The organism is Leptothrix mechoopdaensis (SeqCode) (genome assembly GCF_053893855.1).
The window spans coordinates 5,058,291-5,069,072 of sequence record NZ_CM132699.1 but is presented as its reverse complement, the minus strand read 5'-3'; the positions used below and the strand labels follow the sequence as shown (position 1 = coordinate 5,069,072).

The 10,782-nt window shown below is 68.1% G+C and carries 11 protein-coding genes; 1 reads left to right on the top strand and 10 read right to left on the bottom strand.

The genetic code is table 11. The features are described 5' to 3' along the window. The first annotated feature begins 557 nt into the window (after nt 1–557). The gene (locus tag ACWA7K_RS22210) at nt 558–1,847 is read left to right on the top strand and encodes a tyrosine-type recombinase/integrase (protein WP_456164414.1); all 1,290 of its coding nucleotides are present in this window, start codon (nt 558–560) and stop codon (nt 1,845–1,847) included. A gap of 229 nt (nt 1,848–2,076) precedes the next feature. Here the strand turns inward: ACWA7K_RS22210 and ACWA7K_RS22205 are convergent, their stop codons facing one another. The 10 genes from ACWA7K_RS22205 to ACWA7K_RS22160 form a co-directional block, all read right to left on the bottom strand. Beyond that, complete coding sequence (locus tag ACWA7K_RS22205; RefSeq protein ID WP_456164412.1) at nt 2,077–4,476, bottom strand: phage tail length tape measure family protein; 2,400 nt, start codon at nt 4,474–4,476, stop codon at nt 2,077–2,079. Next, nucleotides 4,469–4,747, bottom strand: coding sequence for a hypothetical protein (locus tag ACWA7K_RS22200; protein WP_456164410.1), 279 nt, complete (start codon nt 4,745–4,747; stop codon nt 4,469–4,471). The genes ACWA7K_RS22205 and ACWA7K_RS22200 overlap by 8 nt, the downstream gene beginning before the upstream one ends. Before the next feature lie 127 nt (nt 4,748–4,874). Beyond that, nucleotides 4,875–5,300: a hypothetical protein gene (locus ACWA7K_RS22195; protein WP_456164408.1), complete on the bottom strand. Its 426-nt coding sequence runs from the start codon at nt 5,298–5,300 to the stop codon at nt 4,875–4,877. Between the two features lie 12 nt (nt 5,301–5,312). Next, nucleotides 5,313–8,366 carry a DUF927 domain-containing protein gene (locus ACWA7K_RS22190; RefSeq protein ID WP_456164406.1) on the bottom strand — a complete coding sequence of 1,018 codons (3,054 nt, stop codon included), beginning with the start codon at nt 8,364–8,366 and terminating at the stop codon, nt 5,313–5,315. Nucleotides 8,367–8,388: 22 nt separating this feature from the next. Continuing rightward, complete coding sequence (locus tag ACWA7K_RS22185; protein WP_456164404.1) at nt 8,389–8,598, bottom strand: hypothetical protein; 210 nt, start codon at nt 8,596–8,598, stop codon at nt 8,389–8,391. Between the two features lie 138 nt (nt 8,599–8,736). Then, nucleotides 8,737–9,126, bottom strand: a complete 390-nt coding sequence (locus ACWA7K_RS22180; protein WP_456164402.1) for a hypothetical protein — start codon at nt 9,124–9,126, stop codon at nt 8,737–8,739. A 1-nt stretch (nt 9,127) separates the two neighbouring features. Beyond that, nucleotides 9,128–9,352, bottom strand: a complete 225-nt coding sequence (locus tag ACWA7K_RS22175) for a hypothetical protein (protein ID WP_456164400.1) — start codon at nt 9,350–9,352, stop codon at nt 9,128–9,130. A 3-nt stretch (nt 9,353–9,355) separates the two neighbouring features. After that, nucleotides 9,356–9,730, bottom strand: coding sequence for a hypothetical protein (locus tag ACWA7K_RS22170; protein ID WP_456164398.1), 375 nt, complete (start codon nt 9,728–9,730; stop codon nt 9,356–9,358). After that, nucleotides 9,727–10,107 carry a hypothetical protein gene (locus ACWA7K_RS22165; RefSeq protein WP_456164396.1) on the bottom strand — a complete coding sequence of 127 codons (381 nt, stop codon included), beginning with the start codon at nt 10,105–10,107 and terminating at the stop codon, nt 9,727–9,729. Before ACWA7K_RS22165 ends, ACWA7K_RS22170 begins: the two co-directional genes overlap by 4 nt. Then, nucleotides 10,104–10,361 carry a hypothetical protein gene (locus ACWA7K_RS22160; RefSeq protein ID WP_456164394.1) on the bottom strand — a complete coding sequence of 86 codons (258 nt, stop codon included), beginning with the start codon at nt 10,359–10,361 and terminating at the stop codon, nt 10,104–10,106. The genes ACWA7K_RS22165 and ACWA7K_RS22160 overlap by 4 nt, the downstream gene beginning before the upstream one ends. Between the last annotated feature and the right edge of the window lie 421 nt (nt 10,362–10,782).

Below are 10,782 nucleotides of genomic sequence, written 5' to 3'. Positions count from 1 at the left end.
CGGCGACCCATGCACGCCAGCCATTCAAAGTGCAACGTTGCACCTTGATGCGCTGGTGCCATCAGCCCGGCGAGGCAGTGCAGCGCGAAGAGGAAACCGCCCGCCGCCTCCCCGGCGACCCGGGTAATTCGGCAACGTTGCCGGGTCGACGGCAGGCGAAGGAGTAGCTCGACGCCCGCATGCCGAACTTGATGGACAACGCCCGGCACAAGGCCGGGCGGTTGGTGTGCGTCGGGTGGTGGTCTGCCGATCCCCCTACCATCCCGGCCGACAGAAGGCGTTCCTGAGCCGCGACTCACCCAGCCGGCATGCAGGAACTTCTGCAGGAACTCGGGCCGATCGAACGGCCTTCCCATAGGGAAGTTCAAGTGACCCCGGCTCCACCATGACAGGGTCCGTAGAGGGCCATAGAAGTGCAGAAGGCCTAAGTGAATCAATCACTTAGGCCTTTTTTTCGTCCATAGACGTGCGCCGAAGTGCATGGACTTCCGGCCCTCGATGCAGGAACTTTTGCAGGAACTCCACAATCCGGGTTCCTGCACAAGAAAAGTTCCTGCATGCCGCGCGACCTCATCCCCGGTGACGTCTCGATCCGAAGCATCAAGCCGGGCGACCCCCGCAAGCGGCTGAACGACGGTGACGGCCTGTACCTGCGCCTGTTCGTCAAGGGCGGATCACACGGCTGGCGGCTCGACTACACGATCAACGGCGTCCGCAAGAACCTGAGCCTCGGCACCTACCCGGATACCGGCCTGGCGCTGGCCCGGAAGAAGGCGAACGAGGCCCGGGCGATGGTCAGCGCCGGCATCGACCCGAGCGAAGCCCGGAAGACCGCGAAGGAAGAGGCCAGGCAGCGCCAGGCGGAGAAGAAGACCGCCGACGCTGGCCTGCCGCCCGCCGGATCGTTCGAGGCCGTGGCTCGCGAATGGCTGGCCACAGTCCACAACGCCAAGGTGAGCGAGGGTCACGCCACGCGGACCCGCATCCGCCTGGAACAGGACGCCTTCCCGTGGATCGGCCGGCGACCGCTCAACGAGATCGAGGCGCCCGAGCTGCTGCAGTGCCTGCGGCGCGTCGAGGCACGCGGCGCGATCGAGACGGCGCACAGGGTCAAGGACGCATGCGGCCAGGTCTTCCGGTACGGCATCGCCATCGGCGCATGCACCCGCAACCCGGCCGCCGACCTGCGCGACGCCCTGCGGCCTGTGGTCACCCGCCACCATGCGGCCATCACCGACCCCGGCCAGGTCGGCGCGCTGCTGCGCGACATGGCGGGGTATCAGGGACACCCGGTCACCCGCTGCGCGCTGACCCTGTCGGCGCTGCTGCTGCTGCGGCCTGGCGAGCTGAGGCACATGGAATGGTCCTGGATCGACACAGGCGGCGCCCTGCTGACCATCCCGGCCGACGCCATGAAGCGGAACAAGGCCGACAAGGTGAACGGCCCGCCGCATCTGGTGCCGCTGTCAGCTCAGGCCCTGGCGGCGCTGGCTGAGCTGCAGCCGCTGACCGGGTCCGGGCAGTACGTGTTCCCCGCCCTGAGCTCGTCCAAGCGCTGCATGAGTGAGAACACCGTGCGCAGCGCCCTGCGCCGTCTGGGATACGGCAATGACGACATGACGGCGCATGGCTTCCGGGCGATGGCTCGCACCATGATTGCCGAGCGCCTGGGCATCGCGCCCGAGGTGATCGAGGCGCAGCTCGCGCACGCGGTGCCCGACGCGCTGGGCCGGGCCTACAACCGGACGCAGTACCTCGACCAGCGGCGCGACATGATGGCCCGATGGGCCGACTACCTCGACCGGCTGAGATCTGGCGCGCAGGTCCTGGCCTTCAAGGCCGGATAGCGCCAGGCCGTCCGATCGGCGGGCGGGCAGAAAGGCGAGCCCTTCGCATACATGCACTCTTGCCGGCACGTAAATTCACCGGGGGCACCGGGGGCACGGGGGCAAGTGCTGCAAGTCATTGATTTACAACGAAAAGTTTGCCCCCGGTTTTTGCCCCCGGTTCGCCATGCGGCGGGGGCAACCTCCGGGGGCAACGCTGCGGACGCAGACCAGGCCGGCCGGCCGTCGGTCAGGTGCGCCCCCGCAGGCGCGCATCGGCGACGCCCGCGATGGCCGCTTGACGGGTGCGCTCTGCCACGGCTGCCAGCTGGGCACTCGTGACGACATCGCCCACCGTGTTGTTGATGGTCACGTGGATCGAGCCCCCTGCTGCGTTCCCGGGTGTGACGTTGCCAGCCTGGTTGCCCATCATCAGGAACGACCTGTTGCCCACGGTCAGCAGCTCGGGTGTGCCCAGCTCGTTGACCTGGTAGAGGCCCCCGGCGCTCACCGGCCCACCGGTCGCCCGGTTGCCTCGGATCGCATCGGCGAAGTCGTAGGTGCCCGATCCGGCGTTGATCGTGGCAAGGTCGGCCGCCGCAGACTGGCCGCCCAGATAGGCGCCGATCAGGCCGATCACACCGCTGGTGGAGTCGCCGGCCGCACCGCTGCCGATCAGCTGGCGAAACTGCAGCCGGGCCATCTCGGTCAGCACGCCATTCACCAGCTGTCGCGCCGAGAACTTGCCGGCCGTGACCCACTGGACCCACATGTCTTCCGAGTCCCTCAGCAGGCCGGACATGATGGTGTCGTTGGACTCGCGGATCAGCTTGGATGAATCCTGGTAGTCCTCGACCATCCGTTCCCACTGAGGTTTCAGGCTGTCGATCAGCTCAGCCGTGCGGGCCTCGATGTAGTCGGCCAGCTGGTCTTCAGCCTGGCGCCGCGCATCGGCACCGCGGCTGTCGAGGTCGAGCCGTTCGCGGATCTGCCGCGCCTCGATCGCGATCAGCGCCCGGCCGCGCGATTCCGCGTCCGCGATCTGCGTGACCTTCAGTCGCTCGGTGGCGTCGGCCAACTGGCCCTGTGCCTGGATCGATGCCTGGATCCGCTCCAGGGTCGCAGCGGAGTCGTCAGGTTCCTTGAACAGGTTGAAGCCCTGCAGGACCATCCCGTTGTCGATCTCCTTCAGCTGCAGTGCAACCCGGCGTTCCTGGATCCCGAGGCGGCGCGTCTCGAACTCTTCGAGGGCAGCGGACTTCACCTTCCGGTCGTCATCGCTGGTGGTCGATCGCTTGGCCTCGATGGCCTTCAGCTCGTTGAGGTTCTTCTCTTCGGCGTCGAGTCGAGCCAGGCCGATTGCCCGCATCGCCTCGGCATGTTCGGCCGATGAGATCTGCTCACGCGCGAAGGCCTTGTCGTAAAGGGCGGTGGCCGTGCCGAGTTGCAGGTTCGTCTGCGCTAGGCGCCTCGCAGCGCCCGCACGATCGATGCCGGCCAGCGCCGCCTGGTGCTTGTCGCTCATCCCCTCGACGGCCTTGTCCGTCTTCTCCTTCTTCGCAACAGCATCCTTGGCCGTGTTTTCCTCCACCCGCTGCTGTGCCATCAGCAATCGGAGTTGTTCCCGCAGCTGCGCCCCGCGAGTGGCTGCCCCATTGCGCCGGCCGTTCGGCCCGATCGAGTCTTCGGTGTCGGTGCGTCGGCTGTTGGCCTCGATCGCCGCCCGGGTCTGCGCGATCTTCTGTGCGAGCGTGTCCTCTCGGCCGATGCCCAACATCGCATCCCAGGCTTCTGCGGCAGTGCTGGCGGTCCCTCGCCATGCCTTCTGCAACAGGCCGATGTTCTTTTCGAGCTGGGGGGTCCGCTCCAACACCGCGTCCGCGTAGGAGTTCTGAGCGAGCTTCGCCGCCTCGACCGTCCTGCCCTGGTCCTGCAATGCCTTGATCTGTTTCAGCGTGCTGGCCGTCAGGTAGTTCATCGCCTCGTTGTAACGAATGGACGCCTGCACCGGATCCTTGCCCAGCGCCGCGAAGGCCTTGGCGGTTTCCTCTGCAGCCGGCCCCCCCGCCCGGGCCAGCTTCAGCGCGGCCTCTGCCAGGTGGTCGAGCTGATCGGCAGCGATCCCGCCTTGGTTCACCAGCGTGGCGATCACGTCAGCGGCGGCGCCTCGCGTGATGCCGAAGCTCGAAGCGTCCAGCCCCTTCGCCATCTCGGACAGCTGGGAGGCCGTCGCGCCTGCCGAGTTGCCCGTCAGGATCAGCGAACGACGAAACTGAGCGTCCTCTTCGCGTCCCTGCTCGAACGCCAGCGCGAGGGCACCGGCAGCCGCTGCGGCCAGGGTCAAGGGATTGGTGAGCATCGGGCCGATCGCAGCGCCCACGCCTCGCAGGGCCGGGACGACGCCGCCGAAGCTGTCCTTGATCTGACCGCCCTGTTGCAGGAGAACGGTCAGCGGCGACGCACCGCCCTGCAGCTGCGTCGCGATGTCGGTGAACTGCGCCGGCAGCGTGCGCATCGCCGCCGCCGTCTGCGCGGCTGAAACCTTGGTGCTGGCCGCCGTCTTGGCGAGGGCCTGGTCGACCTGCTTCAGGCCCTGCTGTGCCGCCGACGGATCAGCGGTCAGGACGATGCGGATCTGTTGGTCAGCCATGCTTGGACCTCCGCTCCCAGTAGTTCGCAGCGCTGACCCATGCGACGGGCCACAGCACACAGAACGCGACGCGGAAGAAGCTGTCGGACCACAGGACGGACGACAGCTGACGGCCTGTCAGGATCAGGGCGGCCAAGTCGACGCCACCGATCATCCAGGGCCAGAAGACGAAGAGCAGGACCAATGCTCCCACGAGGTGGTTGGCCGCTTGCCTGCGGCCCTGCCCGGGGTCCGGGAAGTGCGTCGAACGACGCGGTGATGGGTACGACATGAGCGCTCCAGCGAGGTTGATTCGCCCCGCTGAGCGCTCGTGTTCACGCACCCGAGCCCGCAGGGCAGGCTTCCCGATCGCGCGAATCGACCGGCGACCAGATGCCCCGAACTTACGGGCGGTGCTGCTATTCGGCGCCGTCTCGGCCCTTAGAAATCAGCCCGTAGAGCGCCTCTGCGGTCAGTGGGACATCACCGTCAGAAGTCCGGAACGCTTGCCAGAGCAGCGCCTGAATTTCGCTCGCGTGCGCTGGAGCTTCTGGGTACTCGTGCCAGCAGGGCCAGCGCCTGCGCCTGAAGTCGCTCAGGGCCTCGTGAAGGTCTCGCGCCTTGTCCCACGCTGACCCCTCGATGAGATCCGCAGCCCGCAACAGAAGCTCGTTCCGGGCAGCCTTGCGCAGGCGAGCCGGTGACGACATGCCAAGGGCCTCGTGCAGCGTCGTTCGGCCGCCATCGAGCAACCAGGCACGAAGGGCCATGCTCACCTCTTGCACTTCCGCGAGCGTCAGCCGGGCATCGCACAGCGCAAGATCAATGAGCCGCTGGACGTTCATGCCTGGTCCTCGTCACAGCTCGTCGACATCGAAGATCGACGGCAGGATGTGGAACATCCGAACATTGCCGATCGATGGCACGCGAGGCTTGCACGTGAACCGGTCGTGGTCGTGCTTCAGATGCCCGGCATCCCTCAGCACGCGCGACACGAAGTTCGCGTCCAGCCCCTTGCAGACCTCCGCGCTGAATGTCTCGGGAAACACGAAGAACTCGACCAGGCCGGGATCTGCGGTCCTCTGTCCGATCGGCGCCCGGGCGTCCATGTAGTCGGTCGCGCTGTCGAACTTGATGGGGTTGCCATCCTCGTCGACGATGCGCTTGAAGCCGGCCCTCAGCGCGGTGTTCGGCTTGTGGTCGTCCATGACCCGATGCCACCAGGTGAACAGCGCATCACCGTTCTTTTCGAGGAACGCCCGCACCTGTCGCAGGGCCTCCGCTCGTTCGCTGTTGCCGAAGCCGGCCGGCCTGCCGTTCACCCACGACAGGAAGCACTTCCGCACCCCGTCGGTGACAGCGCCTGCAGGCCATCCGGTCAAGCCTGCCCGCGTGGCAAGTTCGCCCGCAGCTGCCACGAGGGCGAAGCGGCGGCCGGCGCGCTGGACCTGGCCGTCGGCCGTCTCGGGCACGAAGGCTTGCGTGATGCGGTCGACGTCCGCCCTCAGCTGGATGTGGAACTCTCCAGCGTGATCGGTCAGCCATTCGAGCCAGGCCCGGCCCAAGGTGCCGTGCGTCGTCTCGCAAGCCTTGGCCAGGTGCTGCGCCAGCGCTGCGCCGCCGTCGTGATCGTGCACGGTGTCGAACAAGCCCAGGCCGGCGCCTGCGTCGGCGGGCATGTCGACCATCCGCAGTTCCTGGCCGGCGCGGATGCGCTTGCCGGCCTCTGCCATGTGCTGAGACAACGGGATCTCGCCGGCCGACAGCCACAGCAGACGCCAGGTCAGGCGGGGCCGGGCGCCGCCGTTGCGGCCGGCGCGCGCCTTGCCCTGCCCGTTGGCGAGCATGTAGGCCGACTCGCCTGCAACCCTGGCGTCCAGCTGGCCCAGCTCATCGAGGACCAGCAGCGCGTCCGAGTGCTGCGCGGCCTGCGCCTCAAGGCCGTTGTCCGTCGCACGCCAGCGCTGCAGGTAGTCCCGACCACCCCAGACCGATGCGGCCACACGCAAGGCCGTCGTTTTGCCGCAGCTCGAATCGCCACGCAGATGGAAGCCGCCCGATTCGGCACCCGACAGCCAGGCCAGCACCGGCCCGGCCAGCGCGGCCGATGCTGCGAACAACAGCCGGCTGTTGCCGACGCAGTACCGGCCGACCCGTTCCTGCCACTGCTCAAGGCTGCCGCGTCTCGTGAAGGTGTCCTCCATCGGCGCGTCGCTGTGAAACATCAGCCTTTCGCCCGGCATGTCGGGTGCGTCCGTGGCGGGCGTCAGCGTCTCGTGCGGCAGGACGTAGGACTTGCCTTGCCAGCCCACGCGATCGACCAGGCGCACCCGATCAGCCGGCCTGCGGCTCTGCAGGTACTCGGTGAGCCAGCGGCGCCGGTTGCCATCGGTCGGGGCGCGGAACCCCATGTCCAGCAGCTCGCGCCGGTACTCCGCCCCATCGCCGGCCAGCATCGACAGCGGCATGAGCCACCGCCTGCCGCGTCCGAAGGCGGTGTCGAACTCCAGCAGCAGCGCACCGCCCTTGTCGTGCATGTCGCGCGCCAGAGCGAGAACCTCGATCTGGTCGCAAACCCGACGGGCGGGACTGGCGTGGCCGTCCTCGCCAGCCGGAGGCGTGAACCAGACGCCCGACCCGTCGCAGCGGAAACGATCGAAGCCCCCGGGATCGGCGTCGCCCAGGTCGCCGTCATGGCCCGATCGCGAGCGGCGGCCCTTGGCGCCCTTGCGCTTCTGCGGTGCGGCCGACCCATCACCGTCGGCCTGATCGTCGACTGGCGGGCCGGATTCGTGGTCTGTCGCCTGGTCTTCGCCGATCGCGTCCGATCCACCAGCGGTGAGCGCTGCCAGGATCGCGGCCTCGACCTGGTCGCGCACCGCGTCGGCGCCGGCATGGGCAGCAAGGTCGTTGAAGTCGCTGCCCCCATCCGGCAGCCCGTCCGGGAAGACGCAGGCGGCCGGCCCGGTACTGGTCGAGCCCGCTCGAACCGCTGCAGCGGCCTTGACCCGGCCGGGGTTCGAGCCGGTGCGGACCTCGGTGTCGCGGTCGTCATCCCCGCAGACCAGCAACAGCGCGGCCGGGAACATGGCGCGCAACGTCGATGCGCAGACCTTGAGGTTGCCCGCATCGAAGCACACCGCAACCGGCAGGCTCGTGGCCTCGTGCAGGCTGGCCCCAGTCGCGTAGCCCTCCGCCAGCAGCAGCACGGGGGGCGCATCGCCGACGCCCGCGTCATCGCTTGGACCATCTGGCCAGCCGATCAGGTGGAACAGCCCGGTCTTCAGGCCCCCAGGAAGAAAGCGTTTATCGGGCGCCCCTTCCTTGCGCTCTGCCGCGATGCGCTGCAGGTTCTGCAGTTGGCCAGCCGCGTCACGCATCGGCACCAGCAGCGTCCCGTCCTGCGTGAACCGCACGCCATGAGCCTTCACGCCTTTGCGTGCTAGGTAGGGGCTCTCGCCGTTCTCGCTGGCGGCCGTCCATTCCTCCCAGGCATCCCTGGCGGTGCGATCGGCTCGCGCCCGGTACTCCGCTTCTTCGATCTGGCGCCTCCGCGCCCTCTCCGCTGCGGCGGCAGCCATCGCGGCGGGGTCGGGCGCTGGCGTGTCGGCTCCCTTGTCGGGGAAGCGGAAGCCGCGATCCTTGGCCATGCCGAACAGCGTGCCGACCTTGACGGGCCCGGGCTTGCGGGCGCTCTTCCATGTCGCCCGGTCCTCGCTGGCGTCGGGGTTGCCGCGCTTGCCTGCCCAGTCGAGCCAGAGGTCAGCGCCGGCATCGCCGATGCCATCGAACACCGCGAACGCGACGCGGGTTCGCTCGTCGTGGCCGATGTCGGGCGGGATGAACGACAGCGCGTCGCGCACGAGATCGGCCGTCACTTCGCGGGCACGTGGCGCCGCCTTCCTGCTCATGATCTGCCCCCCGACGCGACGGTCAGTCCCAGGGCGGGGCGCTGGTCGAGTGCTGCCCGGGCAGCAATGCGCTCTCGTCCCACCATGCTTCCACCGCCCGGCCGTCGGCGCTCAGGTAGCGCACCAGGTAGGCGTTCTCGCGCGTCACGTACTCGGTGCGCGCTCGCACCGAACCCGCCTCGCCGCTCAGTTTGAGGATCACCGGGTCGCAGAGCTTGAACTTGAACTTCATCGTCGGGCCTCATCGTTGCCGGGTCGCGCTCGAAGTCGATGGCCCGGGACGAATCCCGTTGATCGCGAAGTTGCGGCGCCGGCGCGATCGTTGCGGCCACCGAACTGGATGGATGCGCCGCGGCGGCGCCGTGTGCGGTCATGTCGCACTGCCCTTGATCGCATCGGCGATCTGACGGCTGTTCACCGCTTCGGCCTCCAACGTGCTGTCGATCGGGCTCAGGATCTCGACGGCAACTCTCAGGAGGTCGGCCACCAGCTCGTGGCCGTCCTGTTCGAAGGCGGTGCGCCAGGCGTCGCAGGCCTTCTGAAACGTGTTGTGGACCTCGACGTCGATCAGGATCTGCTGGTCGAACTTCTCCAGCACGCGCCGGCATTCCGCCAGGTTCTGAGCCGCGCGCAGGATCGGCAGAGCCTGATACGCCACGACGTAGTGGGCGGCGTCGATGGCCTTGGTATGTTCGGCCGCAGCTTCGGCAGGCAATGCAGCGGCCTGACCGGCAGCGCCGGCCTTCTTGATGGTGGACATGTCAGGTTCCTTGAATGAGGTTTGCGGGCGTCGCGGCCGGGCGGTGCGTGGCCCGCCATCCGTCGATCGCTCGCACGAGTTGCAGCGCATCGGCTTGCAGTCCGCTCAGCTCGGCATGGCTGAGCGTCATCAGCTCAAGCGAGCCGTCGGCGGCCAGACCCTGGAGCTCGCGGGTCAGCGGTCGCCACAAGCGAACCGTCTTCATCAGCGGGGTGTGGTTGCGCATGGGTCAGCCCCCGGTCGAAGCAGTGCGCAGCTGAGGCGCCTCGACGGGCGTTGCAGATGCGGCTGCAGCGGCATGGGTCGTCGGGTCGGGCGCAGCGCCTCCGCTCGGCACCCAGGTGCCGCACGGACCGGTCCATGCGCCGTGTCTCACCAGCGTCTGCCAGTAGTGGTCGGCGGCCTGGTGGGCGAACAGTTCCGGGCCGGTCGTGGACAGCCAGCGGCGCACGATCTCGACGCTGATGAGCATGGCCAGCTCTCCGGCCTGGCGGTCGCCATGCGGGGCGGGGTTGGCCTGGCTCACGTGCCACAGGCCCGCCAGATGGCTGTCCGTGACGCTGCCGAGGGTCTCGGGGTTGATGTCGAAGGTCACGCGGATCATGCGGCACCCCCTGCAGTTCGGCTGCCGTCCGACGCATGCGCCGAAGTCGACGCCGAACCATCTGCCGCCTTCAGCTCGATGAAGGCCTGTAGGCGTGCGCAGAAGCCCGCCAAGGACTGACTGCCGGTGCCCCGAACGGCTGACAACAGGTCGCCCCGGCGCAGCTGGCCTTGAGTCGCGGCCAGCAGGAGAGCGGAGGCTTGAAGCTCTCCTTCGACGTACCGGCCCGCGACCGACAAGAACGGTTCGATGGGCATGCATGCCGGCGACGTCACCGCGCACTTGGCGAGCGTTCGCACGACCTGCGCGAACGGCACGGGTGCGCGGCGGGACAGGCGCAGTCGAGGACCGCGAGAATTCGTGATGCGCGCGCTCATGCTGCACCCCCAGCCTTTTCCGTCAGGATGCGGAATGCCTTGATGCAGACTGCCACCTCGTCGCGGGTCTCGGTCCACCCAGGTCGATGCGCATGGTCTACCGCGTCGCCCAGCGCGTGCACCGCTGCGGGAACATTGTCAACTTCGAGGTGGTCGCGTGCGGCCTGAAGTTGCCCCCGCTGATAGTTGTCAGGGCCACGTGCAGCAGCAAGGCCCATGTAGATCACCGACAGTGCTGTAGCCGGCGCGCTCATTTCGCACCCCCACGAGTCAGCCTGTCAGCGGCGATCACGCTGTAAGCCCGGGCGCGCAGCTCAGCGCGACGCACAGCGGCACGGCTGGCCAGGTGCCGCGCCAGGCGCAGCATGTAGGCCCGCGCGTAGTGATGCACAGGGGAAGGACGATGGGAGGGCTGCGAAGGAAGGCGCAGCGTTGCGCGGCCCGTTGCGGGCACGGAGGTGTCAGCCATGATGGCTCCATATCGACAGGTGATGAACCTGCCGCACTCCCTGCCAAGAGAGGGCGGCAGACCGTGCAGGGTTGGCAGACCGGGATATGGAACCGGCACACCTTGCGGTGTCCCCACACGGCCCACCATTGAAGGGGCCATGCGCGCAGCATCACGCCCGTAGGGACGTGAAAAAGCCGCGTCGGGCGCGGCTGCTGCGCCATATC

Coding starts and splice junctions, on each gene's coding strand:
- ACWA7K_RS22185 (WP_456164404.1), bottom strand. CDS start 8,598: ATGAAGTTCAAGTTCAAGCTCTGCGACCCGGTGATCCTCAAACTGAGC.
- ACWA7K_RS22170 (WP_456164398.1), bottom strand. CDS start 9,730: ATGATCCGCGTGACCTTCGACATCAACCCCGAGACCCTCGGCAGCGTC.
- ACWA7K_RS22205 (WP_456164412.1), bottom strand. CDS start 4,476: ATGGCTGACCAACAGATCCGCATCGTCCTGACCGCTGATCCGTCGGCG.
- ACWA7K_RS22175 (WP_456164400.1), bottom strand. CDS start 9,352: ATGCGCAACCACACCCCGCTGATGAAGACGGTTCGCTTGTGGCGACCG.
- ACWA7K_RS22200 (WP_456164410.1), bottom strand. CDS start 4,747: ATGTCGTACCCATCACCGCGTCGTTCGACGCACTTCCCGGACCCCGGG.
- ACWA7K_RS22180 (WP_456164402.1), bottom strand. CDS start 9,126: ATGTCCACCATCAAGAAGGCCGGCGCTGCCGGTCAGGCCGCTGCATTG.
- ACWA7K_RS22160 (WP_456164394.1), bottom strand. CDS start 10,361: ATGAGCGCGCCGGCTACAGCACTGTCGGTGATCTACATGGGCCTTGCT.
- ACWA7K_RS22195 (WP_456164408.1), bottom strand. CDS start 5,300: ATGAACGTCCAGCGGCTCATTGATCTTGCGCTGTGCGATGCCCGGCTG.
- ACWA7K_RS22210 (WP_456164414.1), top strand. CDS start 558: ATGCCGCGCGACCTCATCCCCGGTGACGTCTCGATCCGAAGCATCAAG.
- ACWA7K_RS22190 (WP_456164406.1), bottom strand. CDS start 8,366: ATGAGCAGGAAGGCGGCGCCACGTGCCCGCGAAGTGACGGCCGATCTC.
- ACWA7K_RS22165 (WP_456164396.1), bottom strand. CDS start 10,107: ATGAGCGCGCGCATCACGAATTCTCGCGGTCCTCGACTGCGCCTGTCC.